Source organism: Streptomyces mangrovi, assembly GCF_900114215.1.
In the GTDB taxonomy this organism is placed as follows: domain Bacteria; phylum Actinomycetota; class Actinomycetes; order Streptomycetales; family Streptomycetaceae; genus Streptomyces; species Streptomyces barkulensis.
This window is the reverse complement of sequence record NZ_FOSG01000018.1, coordinates 1-16931: the sequence shown is the minus strand read 5'-3', so window position 1 is coordinate 16931 and position 16931 is coordinate 1. Positions and strand designations below refer to the sequence as shown.

The following is a 16931-nucleotide window of genomic DNA, read 5'->3' as shown; positions in this document are numbered from 1 at the left end:
GGGGAGTGATCGAGGCACGCCATCTCCGTGTGCTGCGCGCGGTGGCCCGTACCGGTTCCCTCTCGGCCGCCGCCCGTGCGCTGGGCTGCACGCAGCCCGCCGTCAGCCAGCAGATGAAGGTCCTGGAGCAGACCGCGGGCACCCCGCTGCTGGTGCGGGCCGGCCGTGAGACGCGCCTGACCGAGGCGGGTGAGGCGCTGGTGCGGCACGCGGCGGGGATCCTGGCCGGGCTGGCCGCCGCCGAGGAGGAGGTGGCCGCCATCGCCGGGCTGCGGGCGGGCCGGGTCCGGCTGGTGTCCTTCCCCAGTGCCAGCTCCGCGATCGTGCCCGCGGCCGTCGCCGCGATGCGCGCGGAGTACCCCGGGGCCCGGGTGTCGTTGACCGAGGCGCAGCCGCCGCGCTCGGCGGAGGCGCTCCGCGAGGGCGAGTGCGACATCGCCCTCGCCTACCGCTACCCGGACGCCGCCGGGCCGGTGGAGAGCGATCCGGAGTGGGCGGACCTGGTGGTGCGGCCGCTGCTGACCGAGCGGCTGGTGGGGCTGATCCCCGAGGACCACCGCCTGGCGCGTGCGGCGGAGGCGGGGGACGGCGTCGGGCTCGCGGAACTGGCCGGGGAGTCCTGGATCGCGGGCTGCCCGCGCTGCCGCGGCCATCTGGTGGAGGTGTGCGAGAGGGCGGGCTTCACCCCGCGGATCGACTTCGCCACCGACGACTACCCGGCCGTGGTGGGGCTGGTGGGGGCGGGGCTGGGCGTGGCCGTGCTGCCGGGGCTGGCGGTGGAGTCGGTACGGCCCCGCGGTGTGCGGACCGTGGGCATCAGTCCGCGGGTGCGGCGCGAGGTGGTGGCGCTGACGCTGCCGGACCTCGCCCGGGTGCCGGCGGTCGCCGCCATGCTGGACCGGCTGTCGGACGCGGCCCGCCGCTGACGCGGACCGCGTCCGGCGTCCGGTACCCGGCCCGTCCGGCGCCCGCGCCCGCGGGGCGTCCGGGTCCGCCGGGCGCCGAGGGGGCATTCGGAGGGCGCGGGGAGCGGCGCTACGCCCCGGCCGCGCCGACCAGCCTGGTGCGGGCCCGGCCCATGAGTTCCTCGCGTTCGTCCTCGGTCAGTCCGCCCCACACCCCGTACGGCTCACGCACGGTGAGCGCGTGGGCGGCGCACTCCGCCCGGACCGGGCAGCGCATGCACACCTCCTTCGCGGAGGCCTCGCGTGCGCTGCGGGCCGCTCCGCGCTCCCCTTCGGGGTGGAAGAACAGCGAGCTGTCGACTCCTCGACAGGCGGCCAGCAGCTGCCAGTCCCACAGATCGGCGTTGGGACCCGGAAGGCGGGAGAAATCTGCCATGGCTTGTCCTCTCGAAGCGAACTGATGCTGGTGAACCAGTCGAGAACAGTCACGACCGTACATCCACGGTATGAGTAGATGTAAATATGCATCTTCGAGATTTTCGGGACATACGCGAGTAATAAAAAGAAAACCCGCCAAACAGGGCAAATGACGACACGGCCGTTGATCAGCGCGGGATACCCCCTCCGTGTCGACGCCATCACGTAGGGTGTTGAAAGCGGGCGCCGGAGACCGTAACTCTTTCGGGTGACCGTCGTTGAGTGTGCGGAGGCGGTTGACACAGACAAGTGCCGGACGGATGTCCGGGGCGGTCAACCGCACAGGTGACGATTCGTACCAGCCCTGGAGGCCTAAGGTGATGCGCATGAGCTGCGGAGGGCGATCATGACTTCCGTCCTCGTCTGCGACGACTCCCCGCTTGCCCGAGAGGCGCTGCGCCGCGCGGTCGCGACCGTGCCCGGCGTGGAACGTGTGACGACCGCGGCCAACGGCGAGGAAGTCCTCCGCCGCTGGGGCGCCGACCGTTCCGACCTCATCCTCATGGACGTCCGGATGCCCGGCCTGGGCGGTGTCGAGACCGTACGGCGCCTGCTGTCGGCCGACCCCGGCGCCCGCATCATCATGCTGACCGTGGCGGAGGACCTGGACGGCGTCGCGCTCGCCGTCGCCGCCGGCGCCCGCGGCTATCTGCACAAGGACGCCTCGCGCGCCGAGCTGCGGGCCACGGTCACCCAGGCGCTGGCCGACCCCACCTGGCGGCTCGCGCCGCGGCGGCTGCGCTCGGCCGAGATGGGCGCCGCGCCGACGCTCACCGCCCGCGAGATCCAGGTGCTGGAGGGCATGAGCCACGGTCGCTCCAACGCCGAGATCGGACGCGAGCTGTTCCTTTCCGAGGACACGGTGAAGACCCATGCGCGGCGGCTGTTCAAGAAGCTCGGGGCTTCCGACCGGGCGCACGCCGTGGCGCTCGGCTTCCGCTGGGGCCTCGTCCGCTAGCGCCGGCGGGGGCGGCCCCGCCGGCGAGCCCGTCCGCCGGTCCGGCCGTCCTCCGGACCGCGGCCGGCCGTACACGCCGCGCACACCGCGTGCGCCGTGGGCGCGGTGCGTCCCGAAGACGCCCCGCCGGTCCCGGAGCACCGGGAGGCGGGGCCTTCGGGACACGGGGGCCGGTGCCGTAATCTCCGGCGTGCCGCATCCTGGATGTATGGAGTTCCTCGGGGACGTGACGGCCGGGCGTGAGGGGAGGGCGCGGGACGTGACAGCGAGTGCGCCTGCCCATAACGCTTCAGTGCACAACCACGGACGGGGTGCGGCGGAACGGCCGCGCCGGGTGCACCATGGACCGATGCGTGACGACGAGACGCCATCCCCGGCCGACGGCCGCGGTGAGATCGGTGCCCTCGTCCGGCGCGCTGTGGAGGGCGACGAGCGGGCCACCCACGACCTGCTCGCCCGTGTCCACCCCCTCGCCCTGCGGTACTGCAGGACGCGGCTGACCCGGCTGCCCGGAGACGCCCGGCACTTCGTGGACGACCTGGCCCAGGAGGTCTGCCTGGCGGTGCTGTGCGCACTGCCGCGCTACCGCGACACCGGCAAGCCCTTCGAGGCGTTCGTGGTCGCCATCGCCCAGCACAAGGTCGCCGATCTGCAGCGGGCCGCCATGCGCGGGCCGGGCAGTACGGCGGTGCCCTCGGACGAGATGCCCGAGCGGCCCGACGACTCGCTCGGCCCGGAGGAGCGGGCCCTGCTGAGCAGCGACGCCGAGTGGGCGAGGAAGCTGCTGGCCAACCTTCCCGAGCACCAGCGCGAACTGGTGCTGCTGCGGGTGGCGGTCGGGCTCACCGCCGAGGAGACCGGGCAGATGCTCGGAATGTCCCCGGGGGCCGTGCGCGTTGCCCAGCATCGAGCCCTGTCGCGGCTGCGCGCCCTCGCGGAGCAGTGATCCGGGGCCGATCACAGTCATCCGGCCATCCGGCCATCCGGCCATCCGGTGAGCGGCCCGGCGGCGATCCCGCCGGCCTCGGCCGCGGGCGGTCCCGCGGCGGTACGGGGCTCCTTCCGAGCCCGTTAGCATGGACGTCCGCGCCGGGCAAGAGTATTGGGGAAGGTGCCATGGAAGGCGTCATGACGGACAACGTCGGCAGTACGGGCAGCGTCGGCGGTGCCGGCAGTGCCGACGGGGTTCCCGCGAAGTTCGCCGCACTCGGGCTGACCTACGACGACGTGCTGCTGCTGCCGGGCGAGTCGGACATGGCCCCGCAGGACATCGACACCTCCTCGTACGTCTCGCGCAACGTGAAGGTGAACGTCCCGCTGATCTCCGCGGCGATGGACAAGGTCACCGAGGCCCGCATGGCGATCGCCATGGCCCGGCAGGGCGGTGTCGGCGTGCTGCACCGCAACCTCTCGATCGAGGACCAGGCCGACCAGGTCGACCAGGTCAAACGGTCGGAGTCCGGCATGGTCACCGACCCGATCACCATCCGCCCCGACGCCACGCTGCGCGAGGCCGACGAGCTGTGCGGCCGCTTCCGCATCAGCGGCGTGCCGGTCACCGACGCCTCCGGCAAGCTGCTGGGCATCGTCACCAACCGCGACATGGCCTTCGAGACCGACCGCAGCCGCGAGGTCCGCGAGGTCATGACGCCGATGCCGCTGGTCACCGGCAAGGTGGGCATCTCGCGCGCGGAGGCCATGGAGCTGCTGCGCCGCCACAAGATCGAGAAGCTGCCGCTGGTCGACGGCGACGGGGTGCTCAAGGGCCTGATCACCGTCAAGGACTTCGTCAAGGCGGAGAAGTACCCGCACGCCGCCAAGGACGACGAGGGCCGCCTCATCGTCGGCGCGGCGGTCGGCGTGGCCGGTGACGCCTTCGAGCGGGCCCAGGCGCTGATCGAGGCGGGCGCCGACTTCATCGTCGTGGACACCGCGCACGGCCACTCGAAGCTGGTCGGCGAGATGGTCGCCAAGATCAAGTCCAACTCCTCGGTCGACGTGGTCGGCGGCAACGTCGCCACCCGCGACGGCGCCAGGGCGCTGATCGACTCCGGCGCCGACGGCGTCAAGGTCGGCGTCGGGCCGGGCTCGATCTGCACCACCCGCGTCGTCGCCGGCATCGGCGTCCCGCAGGTCACCGCGATCTACGAGGCCGCGCTCGCCGCGCGGGAGAGCGGCGTCCCGGTCATCGGCGACGGCGGGCTGCAGTACAGCGGCGACATCGCCAAGGCCCTGGTCGCCGGCGCCGACACCGTGATGCTCGGCAGCCTGCTGGCGGGCTGCGAGGAGTCGCCGGGCGAGCTGCTGTTCATCAACGGCAAGCAGTTCAAGTCCTACCGCGGCATGGGCTCGCTGGGCGCGATGCAGTCGCGCGGCCAGGCCAAGTCCTACTCCAAGGACCGCTACTTCCAGGAGACGGTCGCCGCCGACGACAAGCTCGTCCCCGAGGGCGTCGAGGGCCAGGTCCCCTACCGCGGCCCGCTGGGCGCGGTGGTGCACCAGCTCGTCGGCGGTCTGCGCCAGTCGATGTTCTACGTCGGCGGCCAAACGGTGCCGGAGCTGAAGGCCAGGGGGCGCTTCGTGCGCATCACCGCGGCCGGGCTCAAGGAGAGCCACCCGCACGACGTCCAGATGACCACCGAGGCGCCGAACTACTCCCGGCGCTGAGACGGACCGGCCGGCCTCGGTCACGGCCCGGGCGGGCCGTGACCGAGGCCGGCTCACCCGGTGCGCGTCCCCGGTGTCCCGCTCGGGGATACTGGGTGCGTAGACCGTAGGAAGGGCACAGCACGTGACTGAGATCGAGATCGGCCGCGGCAAGCGCGGGAGGCGGGCGTACGCCTTCGACGACATCGCGGTGGTGCCCAGTCGCCGCACGCGGGACCCGAAGGAGGTCTCGATCGCCTGGCAGATCGACGCCTACCGCTTCGAGCTGCCGTTCCTGGCCGCACCGATGGACTCGGTCGTCTCGCCGCGCACCGCGATCCGCATCGGCGAGCTGGGCGGCCTGGGGGTGCTCAACCTCGAAGGCCTGTGGACGCGTTACGAGGACCCCGAGCCGCTGCTCCACGAGATCGCCGAGATGGACGAGGCCGTGGCGACCCGCCGGCTCCAGGAGATCTACTCCGCCCCCATCCAGGAGGAGCTGATCGGGCGGCGGATCAAGGAGGTGCGCGACTCCGGCGTGGTGACGGCCGCCGCGCTGTCGCCGCAGCGCACCGCGCAGTTCTCCAAGGCGGTCGTGGACGCGGGCGTGGACATCTTCGTCATCCGCGGCACCACCGTCTCCGCCGAGCACGTCTCCTCGGCGGCCGAACCGCTCAACCTCAAGCAGTTCATCTACGAGCTCGACGTCCCCGTCATCGTCGGCGGCTGCGCCACGTACACCGCCGCGCTGCACCTGATGCGCACCGGCGCCGCGGGCGTGCTGGTCGGTTTCGGCGGCGGCGCCGCGCACACCACCCGCAACGTGCTGGGCATCCAGGTGCCGATGGCCACCGCCGTCGCCGACGTGGCGGCGGCCCGCCGCGACTACCTGGACGAGTCCGGCGGCCGGTACGTCCACGTCATCGCCGACGGCGGCGTGGGCTGGTCCGGCGACCTGCCCAAGGCCGTCGCCTGCGGCGCGGACGCGGTGATGATGGGCTCCCCGCTGGCCCGTGCCACCGACGCGCCCGGCCACGGGCACCACTGGGGCATGGAGGCCGTCCACGAGGACGTGCCGCGCGGCAGGCGCGTCAACCTCGGCACGGTCGGCACCACCGAGGAGATCCTGCTCGGCCCCTCGCACAGCCCCGAGGGCCACATGAACTTCTTCGGCGCCCTGCGCCGGGCCATGGCCACCACCGGCTACTCGGAGCTCAAGGAGTTCCAGCGCGTGGAGGTCACCGTCTCCCGCTGAGCGCGAGAGCACGCGTGCGGCGGAACCCGTGCGGCGGAGGGGCCGGGCCCGGTGGTGCGTCCACCGGGCCCGGCCCCTTTCCTTGTTCGCCGTGTGCGCGCCGCCGCGGCGGGCGCCCGCGTCACAGCCGGTGGGCCGCCCCCGTCGGGCTGGCGCCGCGGGTGTCCAGCAGGAGCTGGGCCTTGGCCGACAGGCTCTGCAGGTCGTAGACGCGATGGTGCTGGAGGAGCAGGGTGAGGTCGGCCGCGGCGGCGGCCTCGTGGAGGGAATCGGCGCGCGGGACGGGACGGCCGGCCACCCGCCACTGCGGCACATGCGGGTCGTGGTAGCCGATCTGCGCCCCCATCTCCATCAGCCGCAGGGCGATCTCGGGGGCGGGGGAGCCGGTCCGGTCGGCGAGGTCGGGCTTGTAGGTGACGCCCAGCAGCAGGACGCGGGCGCCGCGGGCCGACTTGCCGTGCTCGTTGAGCAGGGTCGCCGCGCGCTGCGCCACATAGCGCGGCATCCGGGCGTTGGCCTCCTGGGCGACCTCGACCAGGCGCAGCGGGTAGCCCGGGGTGCGTCCCGCGCGGTCCAGGCAGGCGGGGTCGACGGGGACGCCGTGGCCGCCCACGCCCGGGCCCGGCCGGAAGGCGTGGAAGCCGAACGGCTTGGTCTCCGCGCAGCGGATCACGTCCCACAGGTCCACGCCGAGGTCGTGGCAGAGCACGGCCATCTCGTTGACCAGGGCGATGTTCACATGCCGGAAGTTGGTCTCCAGCACCGCCGCCGTCTCGGCCTCGCGCAGGCCGCGGGCCCGCACCACCTTCTCCACCAGCCGCCCGTAGAAGGCGGCGGCGGCCTCCGTGCAGGCCGGGGTCAGCCCGCCGATCACCCGCGGGGTGTTGGTGTAGCCGTGGGAGCGGTTGCCGGGGTCGAGGCGGGAGGGGGCGCAGGCGAGGTGGAAGTCGTGCCCGGCCCGCAGCCCCGAGGCCTTCTCCAGCAGCGGGGCGACGTACTCCTCGGTGCCGCCGGGGTGGACGGCGGACTCCACCACGACCGTGGTCCTCGGGCGCAGCCGCTCACCGAGCGTGAGCGCCGCCGCCCGTACCGCGCCCAGGTCCGGGGCGCGGCCCTCGCCCTGCGGGGTGGGGGCGCAGATCAGGGCGGTGCGGACCCGGCCCAGCACGGACGGGTCCGAGGTGGCGCGGAAGCCGGCCGAGGCCATCTTGCGCACCTCGGCCGCCGACAGCCCGCCGCCCGCCGGCGGGCGTCCCGCGCCCAGCTCGCGCACGGCGTGCTCGTCGGGGTCGTAGCCGATGGTGCGGATACCGGCGGCCGCGGCGGCCCGGGCCGCGGGAAGACCCAGACGACCCAGACCGAGGACGGCGAGATCTGCGGGCATGAGGCGGCGTCCCTTCCCCTGTCGGCGGACTCGTGGGGCTGGCTGGCTTATGGGGCGATGTCAGGTTAAGCGCATATATGACAGATATGGTGGATTGCGTGCGGAGCGGTGTCCGCCCGGGTCGAAGTCGTGGGATCGGCGGACGAACGGGTAGGTGCCAGGGCGGGTACGGACAGGCGTACGGACAGGTGTACGGACGGGCGATCGACCGGGGTATCGGCATATCAGGGAGGCAGTGGTGAGGACAGCGGCACTGGGACCGGCCGAGCGGGCCGAGGCGCTCGCCCGCATGTCGGAGCGCGAGCTGGACATACTGGTCGTCGGTGGCGGGGTGGTCGGCGCCGGCACCGTCCTGGACGCGGCGACCCGCGGCCTGTCGACGGGCATCGTCGAGGCGCGCGACTGGGCCTCGGGCACCTCCAGCCGCTCCAGCAAGCTCATCCACGGCGGGCTGCGCTATCTGGAGATGCTGGACTTCACGCTGGTGCGCGAGGCGCTCAAGGAGCGCGGGCTGCTGCTCCAGCGGATCGCCCCCCACCTGGTCAGGCCCGTCCCCTTCCTCTACCCGCTGCGGCACCGGGGCTGGGAGCGGCTGTACGCGGGCTCCGGCGTGGCGCTGTACGACGTGCTCGCCACGGCCTCCGGACGCAGTCGCGGCCTGCCCCACCACCGGCATCTGACGCGCCGCCAGGCCCTGCGGGTGGCTCCCGCCCTGCGCAAGGACGCGCTGGTGGGCGCCCTGCAGTACTACGACGCGCAGATGGACGACGCCCGCTACGTCGCCGCCCTGGTGCGCACCGCGGCCGCCTACGGCGCCCACGCCGCCAACCGGGCCCGCGTGGTGGGCTTCCTGCGCGAGGGCGAGCGCGTGGTCGGCGCCCGGGTGGAGGACCTGGAGCAGGGCGGCGAGTACGAGATCCGGGCCAAGCAGGTCGTCAACGCCACCGGCGTGTGGACCGACGACACCCAGCGGCTGACCGCCGAGCGCGGGCAGTTCCACGTCCGCGCCTCCAAGGGCATCCACCTGGTGGTGCCCCGCGACCGCATCCACTCCACCACCGGCCTGATCCTGCGCACCGAGAAGAGCGTGCTGTTCGTCATCCCCTGGGGACGGCACTGGATCATCGGCACCACCGACACCGGATGGGATCTGGACAAGGCCCACCCGGCGGCCTCCAGCGCCGACATCGACTACCTGCTCGACCACGTCAACTCGGTGCTGGCCGTGCCGCTCACCCGCGACGACGTGGAGGGCGTGTACGCCGGACTGCGCCCGCTGCTGGCCGGGGAGTCGGACGCCACCAGCAAGCTCTCGCGCGAGCACACCGTCGCCCACCCGGTGCCGGGCCTGGTGGTCGTCGCGGGCGGCAAGTACACGACGTACCGGGTGATGGCCAAGGACGCGGTCGACGAGGCCGTCCACGGGCTCGACCACCGCGTCGCCGAGTGCACCACGGAGGAGGTGCCGCTGGTCGGGGCCGAGGGCTACCACGCGATGTGGAACGCCCGCGCCCGCATCGCCGCCCGCACCGGGCTGCACGTGGCGCGCGTGGAGCATCTGCTGGGCCGGTACGGCTCGCTGACCGACGAGGTGCTGGAGCTGGTCGCCGCCGACCCGAGCCTGGGCGAGCCGCTGCCGTGCGCCGACGACTACCTCAGGGCGGAGGTGGTGTACGCCTGCACCCATGAGGGCGCGCGCCACCTGGACGACGTCCTCACCCGCCGCACCCGCATCTCCATCGAGACCTTCGACCGCGGCACGCGCAGCGCGCGGGAGTGCGCCGAGCTGATGGCCCCGGTGCTCGGCTGGGACGCCGGGCAGATCGACCGCGAGGTGGAGCACTACCACAAGCGGGTCGAGGCCGAGCGGGAGTCCCAGCGCCAGCCCGACGACCAGACCGCCGACGCCGCGCGCCTGGGCGCCCCGGACATCGTGCCGCTCCAGCCGCTGTGACGCACCGTCCGCCGGTGACGGAACGTCACCGGCGGACACCGCGCGGCCGGTACATGGCCGGTACATGGCCGGTACGCGGCCGGTACGCGGCCGGTGCGCGGCCGGTGCGCGGGCGCGCCCGGCGCGCCCGCGGATGCCGGGGCGTCAGCCCCGGCCCCGCGCACCGCCGTTCCGGTTGTGTGTCCCCGGCCGCGTGCACCGCGGTCCGCCCCGTGGGGGAGAATGGGGCCACTGCTGGGGCGGGCTGAGTGTGAGGGGACGCATGAGCGACGTGGACGGCCGCGGCAAGAAGGCCGGACGGCTGCTGGGCGGGCGTTACCGGTTGGGCGACGTCCTGGGCCGCGGCGGAATGGGCACCGTGTGGCGGGCCGAGGACGAGGTCCTGGGCCGTACCGTCGCGGTGAAGGAACTGCGCTTCCCCTCCAGCATCGACGAGGAGGAGAAGCGCCGGCTGATCACCCGCACGCTGCGCGAGGCCAAGGCCATCGCGCGCATCCGCAGCAGCAGCGCCGTCACCGTCTACGACGTGGTCGACGAGGACGACCGCCCCTGGATCGTCATGGAGCTGATCGACGGCCGCTCCCTGGCCGACGTGCTGCGCGAGGACGGCCCGCTGGAGCCGCGGCGGGCGGCCGAGGTGGGCCTGGCGATCCTCGACGTGCTGCGCGCCGCGCACCGCGAGGGCATCCTGCACCGCGACGTGAAGCCCTCCAACGTCCTGATCGCCGACGAGGACGGCCGGGTCGTCCTCACCGACTTCGGCATCGCCCAGATCGAGGGCGACCCCTCCCTCACCTCCACCGGCATGCTGGTCGGCGCGCCCTCCTACATAGCGCCGGAGCGGGCGCGCGGTCAGCGCCCCGGCCCGCCCTCCGACCTGTGGTCGCTGGGCGGGCTGCTGTACGCGGCGGTGGAGGGCCACCCGCCGTACGACAAGGGGTCGGCGATCGCCACCCTGACCGCGGTGATGACCGAGCCGCTGGAGCCCCCCAAGCGCGCCGGGGCGCTGGAGGCGGTCATCCACGGCCTGCTGGACAAGGACGCGGACAAGCGGCTGGACGAGCCGGGCGCGCGGGTGCTGCTGGAGCGTGCGGCCCGCGGGCCGCACGCCGGGGGCGAGAAGGAGAAGAAGAAGGAGGAGCCGGAGGGCACCCGTACGACCGTGCTCCCGGTGGCCGGCGCCGGGGCGGCCGGCCCGGCTGCCGCGGGCGGCGCGGGCGGTGAGCGGCTGCGTGGGGCGCTGCGGTCCGTACGCGCCGCATCGGCCGCATCGGCCGCATCGGCTGGGGCAGCCGGGCGCGGCGAGGAGGGGAAGGCCGGGGAGGCCGGGGAGAAGACCGGCGGGAAGGGCGCCGCGGGCGCCCCCGGAGCGGCCGGCGGCGCCGCGGCCACCACCGCCGCCCCGGCCGGTGTGGCCCGCGCGGCCCGTATGGCACGGCAGCCCGCCGGGCTCGCGGTGGTCGCCGTCGTGGTGCTGGCCCTGCTCGGCACCGTCCTGGCCTTCGCGTTCGCGGGCGGTGACGAGGAGTCCGGCGGGCGGGCCGGATCCGGTACGTCCGCGGCCCCGACCGCCGGGCAGGACGGCAAGGACGGCGGACCGGGCGCGTCCTCCGCCGAGCCGTCCGCCGAGCCCTCCTCCGAGCCGTCCGCCGACGAGGACGGCGGGAAGGACGACGGGAAGGACGACGGGGAGAAGCGGGAGGACGGCGAGGACGGCGGCAAGGGCGGACAGGGCGGCGAGGGGCTGCCCGAGGGCTACGAGACGGTCACCGACGACCGCTTCCACTTCTCGATGGCGATGCCCGAGGGCTACGAGCGCGCCGGGATAGCGGGCCGGAACTCCGGCGGCAAGTACGCCCCGGCCGGCGGCGGCTACCCCAAGGTCCAGGTCGACTTCAACGGCAGCCCCGGGGACAGCGCGGCGGGCGCCTGGCGCTCCCTGGAGCCCGCCGTGCGCGGCAGCAGCACCGGCTACTCCCTGGTGGACATCGAGCCCGTGAAGTGGCGGGACTACCCGACCGTCGCGGACTGGACGTTCGAACGCGTGGAGAGCGGGAAGCGGGTGCGCGTCCTCAACCGCGGCTTCCGGGTCGACGACACCCACGGCTACGCCATCATGATCACCTGTGAGACGGAGAAGTGGGACGGCGAGGAGTGCCGCACGGTGCGGGAGACCGCGTTCCGGACGTTCCGCCCCCGGGACTGAGAGGTACAACCGGCCGACGGGCGACGCGAGGCCGCCCGGGCACGTATCGTGATAGTACGCAGACCCTGTGCGTCCGCTATCCGGCCGCCGTGAACGGGTCTTGACGGACCGGTAGGGCACCAGGTCGTGTGGGGAGGGCGCCGTGGACGAGTACTCGGGTCGGCTGCTGGCCGAGCGGTACCGCTTGCCGCGTCCGCCGTCGGACGAGTACGAGCTGGTGGAGTCCCGCGCGTACGACACGGCCAGCGGGCAGGAGGTGCTGGTCCGCCAGGTGCCGCTGCCGGAGGTCGTCGAGGCCGAGTTCCTCGGCGGGGGCGGCTACGGGCACGACCGCGCCGGCCGTGCCACGCGCCGCCCGGCCGACCCCGCCGTGCGGCGCGCGGTGGAGGCGGCGCTGGCCGCCTCCCGGATACCCGACCATCCAAGGCTCGACCAGGTCTTCGACGTCTTCGTCGAGGGCGACGGCCTGTGGATCGTCAGCGAACTGGTCGCGGCCCGGCCGCTGGCCGCCCTGCTCGCCGAGCGCCCGCTCAGCCCCCACCGGGCGGCGGAGCTGGCGGCCGACCTGCTCGCGGCCCTGCGCGCGGTCCACGCGCAAGGCTGGGTCCACCGCAACATCACCCCCCGCACCGTCCTCGTCTGCGACGACGGCCGGGCCGTGCTCACCGGGCTGGCCGCCGGCGCGGCGGAGGAGGCGCTGTGCGGGTACGACCCACTCCCGGCGCCGCCGAGCGTGCTGCCGCGCGGTCATGTGGACGGTCCCGCGGAGGGCTCCGCGGACGGTGCGGCGGGAGAGGTGTCCGGGGTCGGCGTCCCCGGGCTGCCGCCCGGCTACCGGGGGGCGGACCAGGGCCCGGCGGTGGCCGGTGTGCCCCGCCAGCTGGCCGGTCCCGGCACCGGCGAGGGCCCTGAGGCGGAGGAGTACGGGGCGTACGGCCACCCCACGCCCCACGACGGCGGCGGGCGCCCGGAGCGGGGCGGCCCGGCCGCCGAGCGCGCCGCGCGCAGCGGCGCCATCGCCGCGTACCGGGCCGGTACGCGCGCCGCCGCCGCCCGGACCGAGGTCGAGGCGCGCAGGGACGCGGCCGGTCGGCAGGCCGGGGACCTGCGCCCGGTGCCCCCCGGCGGCTCGACCCCGTACGGCGAGCCGTACGACGAGGCGCACGGCGAGGAGCCGCACGGCGAGCGGACGCCGCCGGTGCGGAGCTGGGGCGAGGAGGACGGCGACCGCTACCGCGGCCCCACCACCGCGCTCGCCGCCGAACGCGCCCGTCAGACCAGGACGGCGATCGTCGGCGCCGTCACCGAGCGCTGGGCCCCCGAGCAGGCCGGGCCCGTCTACGAGAACTGGCGGCTGGCCCCGCCGGTCGGCCCGGCGGCCGATCTGTGGGCTCTGGGCGCGCTGCTGTTCCGGGCCGTCCAGGGGCACGCGCCCTACCCCGAGGAGTCGGTGGCCGAGCTGGTGCAGATGGTGTGCGCCGAGCCGCCCGCGTTCGCCGAGGAGTGCGGTGCGCTGCGGCCCGTCGTGGAGTCGCTGCTGCGCCAGGACCCGACCGAGCGGCCGGACTTCGAGGAGCTGGGCGGCTGGCTGCGTTCCCTGATCCGTTCCGCGCCCGAGCCCGAGGTCGGGCTGCACACGGTCACCGCGCCGCTTTCGCTGGAGGCCGGCCGGCCCGCCGACCCCAGGCGGCTGCCGATCATAAGGCGCCGCGGCGAGCTGGTGCGCAGGAAGCGGGCGGAGCGTTCCCTGGTGGCCACCCACGCCCGGCACCGGCGTGCCCGGAAGCAGAGGTCACCGCGCCGGCTGGGCATGGTCCTGGTCGGGCTGGTCCTCCTGCTGCTGACCGGGACGCTGGTGTACGCGGCCGTGTACATGCCCGAGGGCGGCGCCGGTTCCGCAGGGAACAGCGCCGACCAGCGGCCCGGCAGTGTGGGCGCGCAGCCGGGGGAGCCGGAGCAGCCGGGGGAGCCGGGGGAGGAAGCCCCACCGCGGGAGGCCGAGGCCGGGGAACCGGACGGGACCGAGGGCTCGAAGGCGCCCGGCACCGAGCGGCCGCAGGCCGGCGATCCGGTGGAGGGACTCGACGGCTACGCGCTGCACGAGGACGCGGCCGGTTTCCGGATCGCGCTCCCCGAGGACGCCCGGCGGGCGGGGCCGGACGGCCGGGGGCGGACGGTCTTCACACGCGGTGACCTGGAGATCGTCGTGGTGCCCGGCCGGGACACCACCGAGGAGTACGGCTCGGACCCGATGGCGTACCTCACCGACGACCAGCGGGAGCTGGACGCGTACCGTGCCGCGGACTGGGCGACCAGTTCCGGGATGCGGCGGATACAGGTGGGCCGGACGGTGATGGCCGAGGGCCGGTTCAGCTGGCGCGAGGGCGCGGACAGCACCTACATGTGCGACCGGGCGGTCATCGTGGACGGTCGCTACCACTCGTTGCTGGTCAGGGGTCCGGAGAGCCGTAAGGACGACATCAACCGCCTCTTCGACACGATCGCCGACACCTACCGCGCCACCGGCTGAGCCGCCCCCGCCCGGCCGCCCGGCCGGGCCGCTCAAGGCCGTTTTCCGGTCGCACCCCGGGCCGTCCTCCGGGCCGTCCTGCGGGCCGCCGTCCGAATGCGCGCAAGGTATGTGCCAGTGATCACTGGCGGATTCCGTGAAAAGTGGTTACCGCCGGGTACACAGAAGGTTTCCCACGCCGTACCCTCCCCGGTATGACGGATTCGCCAGGTACCGCCGCCACCGGGGCGGCGCAGACGACGGGCACCGGCCCCGAAGCTCCCGCGGTCACCGCAGCCCCTGGGACCCCTGTGGTTCCTGAGACCCCCGAGGCCCTTGAGTCCCCCGCGGTCACCGCAGCCCCCGCCGCGCCCACGGCGGCCGGCAACCCGGTGGCCGCCGCCCCCGCCGCCGCCCGCACCGCCGCCGACGTGGTGACCGGCGAACTGGTCGCCCGGCTGACCCGCGGCCTGACGGGCAGCGGCCGCACCGCCTGCCACACCCCCTTCACCGGCGAGAAGCTGGCCGACCTGCCCGAATCCACCCCCGCCGAGGTCGCCGAGGCCTACGCCCGGGCCCGCGAGGCGCAGCGGACGTGGGCGGCGCGGCCGGTGCGCGAGCGCGCCGCCGTCCTGCTGCGCTTCCACGACCTGCTGCTGGCCCGCCAGTCGGAGGTGCTGGACCTGGTCCAGCTGGAGACCGGCAAGGCGCGGCTGCACGCCCACGAGGAGGTGCAGGCGGTCGCCGTCGCCGCCCGCCACTACGGCCGCAAGGCCCCGGCGTACCTGCGCCCCCGGAACCACACCGGCGCCATCCCGGTGCTCACCCGGGTGCGGGAGCTGCGCCACCCCAAGGGCGTGGTCGGGCAGATCGCCCCGTGGAACTACCCGCTGGAGCTGTCGGTCGGCGACGCGCTGCCCGCCTTCGCCGCCGGCAACGCCGTCGTCATGAAGCCCGACACCGAGACCGCGCTGACCGCCCTGTGGGCGCGCGACCTGCTGATCGAGGCCGGGCTGCCCGCCGAGGTCTGGCAGATCGTGATCGGCGAGGGTCCGGTCGTCGGTCCGGCGGTCGTCGACCACGCCGACTACGTCTCCTTCACCGGTTCCACCCGCACCGGCCGCGAGGTCGCCCAGCGGGCCGCGTTCCGCCTGGTGGGGACCTCGCTGGAGCTGGGCGGCAAGAACGCCATGCTGGTGCTGGAGGACGCCGACGTCGACCACGCGGCCGAGGGCGCGGTGCGCGCCGCCTTCTCCTCGGCCGGGCAGCTGTGCATCTCCATCGAGCGGCTCTACGTCCACGACTCGATCGCCGACGCCTTCCTGGAACGGTTCACCGCACGCACCAGGGCGCTGCGCCTGGGATCGGCGCTGGCCTACGGCGCCGACATGGGATCGCTCGTCTCGAAGCGGCAGCTGGAGAACGTGGTGCGGCACGTGGACGACGCCGTCGCCAAGGGCGCGAAGGTCCTGGCCGGCGGCAGGGCACGCCCTGACGTCGGACCGCTGTTCTACGAGCCGACCGTCCTGGAGGGCGTCACCGCACCCATGGCCGTCTGCGGTGAGGAGACCTTCGGCCCCGTCGTCTCCGTCTACCGCTTCTCCGACGAGGACGAGGCGGTCGCGCTGGCCAACGCCACCCCTTACGGCCTCAACTCCAGCGTCTGGACCAGGAACACCCGCCGGGGCCGCGAGGTCGCCGCCCGGCTGCGCACCGGCACGGTGAACGTCAACGAGGGCTACGCCGCCGCGTACGGCAGCGTCCAGTCGCCGATGGGCGGCATGGGCGAGTCCGGGGTGGGCCGCCGGCACGGCTCGGAGGGCATCCTCAAGTACACGGAGGCGCAGACCGTCGCCACCCAGCGGCTGCTGCCCATGGCCCCGTCGCTCGGTATGGACGACGCGAAGTACGCGGCCTTCATGAGCGCCTCCCTGCGCGTGATGAAGGCGTTCCGCTTCCGCTGACGCCCCGCCCTCCCGCCGCCCCTCCCGACGCCCCGCCCCCGTCCCCGCCCCTCTTCCGCCTCCTTCCCCGGAACCGATACGCACCACCGGAGGTCCCCGTGTCCCGACCGCAGGACGAAGCAGCGCAGCAGCCGTCCGGCCCGCCGCAGCCGTACGACTACGACGTGATCGTGGTCGGTTCCGGTTTCGGCGGTTCGGTGTCCGCGCTGCGGCTGACGGAGAAGGGCTACCGGGTCGGGGTGCTGGAGGCGGGGCGGCGCTTCACCCGCGAGACGCTGCCGAAGAACTCCTGGGACCTGAGGAACTACCTGTGGGCCCCGGCGCTGGGCCTGTACGGCATCCAGCGCATCCATCTGATGGACAAGGTGATGATCCTGGCCGGTGCCGGGGTGGGCGGCGGTTCGCTGAACTACGCCAACACCCTCTACGTGCCGCCGCCGGCGTTCTTCGCCGACCGTCAGTGGGGGCACATCACCGACTGGCAGGAGGAGCTGAAGCCGTACTACGACCAGGCCAGGCGGATGCTGGGAGTACGGCTGAACCCCACGGTGACGCCCTCGGACGTCCATCTGAAGGCGGCGGCCGGGAGGATGGGCGTGGGCGACACCTTCCACCTGGCGCCGGTGGGCGTCTTCTTCGGCGACGGCGAGGACGCGGGAGGCGAGATCAAGGC

At 74.2% G+C, this 16931-nt stretch carries 12 protein-coding genes; 10 read left to right on the top strand and 2 right to left on the bottom strand.

From position 1 onward, the window contains the following. Positions 1-5 precede the first annotated feature (5 nt). Positions 6-926: a LysR family transcriptional regulator gene (locus BM237_RS21725; protein WP_093851416.1), complete on the top strand. Its 921-nt coding sequence runs from the start codon at positions 6-8 to the stop codon at positions 924-926. A gap of 109 nt (positions 927-1035) precedes the next feature. Here BM237_RS21725 and BM237_RS21720 read toward each other — a convergent pair whose 3' ends face one another. Then, a complete protein-coding gene (locus BM237_RS21720) occupies positions 1036-1341 on the bottom strand; it encodes a WhiB family transcriptional regulator (protein WP_093660691.1) in 306 nt (101 codons plus the stop codon). 387 nt (positions 1342-1728) lie between these two features. On the opposite strand from BM237_RS21720, the gene BM237_RS21715 reads away from it, so the two are divergent. The 4 genes from BM237_RS21715 to BM237_RS21700 all read left to right on the top strand — a co-directional run bounded on the left by BM237_RS21715 (position 1729) and on the right by BM237_RS21700 (position 6241). After that, positions 1729-2340 carry a response regulator transcription factor gene (locus BM237_RS21715; protein ID WP_003948568.1) on the top strand — a complete coding sequence of 204 codons (612 nt, stop codon included), beginning with the start codon at positions 1729-1731 and terminating at the stop codon, positions 2338-2340. Between the two features lie 349 nt (positions 2341-2689). Beyond that, complete coding sequence (locus tag BM237_RS21710) at positions 2690-3286, top strand: sigma-70 family RNA polymerase sigma factor (RefSeq protein WP_277347750.1); 597 nt, start codon at positions 2690-2692, stop codon at positions 3284-3286. Between the two features lie 182 nt (positions 3287-3468). Further along, entirely contained in the window at positions 3469-5007 is a 1539-nt protein-coding gene (gene guaB / locus BM237_RS21705; RefSeq protein WP_093851514.1) for an IMP dehydrogenase, read from the top strand. Between the two features lie 124 nt (positions 5008-5131). Further along, positions 5132-6241: a GuaB3 family IMP dehydrogenase-related protein gene (locus BM237_RS21700; RefSeq protein WP_093851414.1), complete on the top strand. Its 1110-nt coding sequence runs from the start codon at positions 5132-5134 to the stop codon at positions 6239-6241. A gap of 121 nt (positions 6242-6362) precedes the next feature. On the opposite strand, the gene BM237_RS21695 is transcribed toward BM237_RS21700, so the two are convergent. Further along, positions 6363-7625, bottom strand: coding sequence for a nucleotide sugar dehydrogenase (locus BM237_RS21695; protein ID WP_093851413.1), 1263 nt, complete (start codon positions 7623-7625; stop codon positions 6363-6365). Between the two features lie 238 nt (positions 7626-7863). On the opposite strand from BM237_RS21695, the gene BM237_RS21690 reads away from it, so the two are divergent. The 5 genes from BM237_RS21690 to BM237_RS21670 form a co-directional block, all read left to right on the top strand. Next, entirely contained in the window at positions 7864-9579 is a 1716-nt protein-coding gene (locus BM237_RS21690) for a glycerol-3-phosphate dehydrogenase/oxidase (RefSeq protein WP_093851412.1), read from the top strand. Between the two features lie 262 nt (positions 9580-9841). Then, positions 9842-11785: a serine/threonine-protein kinase gene (locus BM237_RS21685; protein WP_093851411.1), complete on the top strand. Its 1944-nt coding sequence runs from the start codon at positions 9842-9844 to the stop codon at positions 11783-11785. Positions 11786-11927: 142 nt separating this feature from the next. Then, entirely contained in the window at positions 11928-14315 is a 2388-nt protein-coding gene (locus BM237_RS21680) for a serine/threonine kinase C-terminal domain-containing protein (RefSeq protein WP_093851410.1), read from the top strand. Positions 14316-14509: 194 nt separating this feature from the next. Further along, on the top strand, positions 14510-16258 hold the full coding sequence (locus BM237_RS21675; RefSeq protein ID WP_093851409.1) for a succinic semialdehyde dehydrogenase: 1749 nt from the start codon (positions 14510-14512) through the stop codon (positions 16256-16258). Between the two features lie 98 nt (positions 16259-16356). Further along, the coding region (locus BM237_RS21670) for an NAD(P)-binding protein (protein ID WP_139238150.1) at positions 16357-16931 on the top strand (575 nt) is incomplete at its 3' end.

Coding starts and splice junctions, on each gene's coding strand:
- BM237_RS21710 (WP_277347750.1), top strand. CDS start 2,690: ATGCGTGACGACGAGACGCCATCCCCGGCCGACGGCCGCGGTGAGATC.
- BM237_RS21715 (WP_003948568.1), top strand. CDS start 1,729: ATGACTTCCGTCCTCGTCTGCGACGACTCCCCGCTTGCCCGAGAGGCG.
- guaB (WP_093851514.1), top strand. CDS start 3,469: ATGACGGACAACGTCGGCAGTACGGGCAGCGTCGGCGGTGCCGGCAGT.
- BM237_RS21685 (WP_093851411.1), top strand. CDS start 9,842: ATGAGCGACGTGGACGGCCGCGGCAAGAAGGCCGGACGGCTGCTGGGC.
- BM237_RS21720 (WP_093660691.1), bottom strand. CDS start 1,341: ATGGCAGATTTCTCCCGCCTTCCGGGTCCCAACGCCGATCTGTGGGAC.
- BM237_RS21695 (WP_093851413.1), bottom strand. CDS start 7,625: ATGCCCGCAGATCTCGCCGTCCTCGGTCTGGGTCGTCTGGGTCTTCCC.
- BM237_RS21675 (WP_093851409.1), top strand. CDS start 14,510: ATGACGGATTCGCCAGGTACCGCCGCCACCGGGGCGGCGCAGACGACG.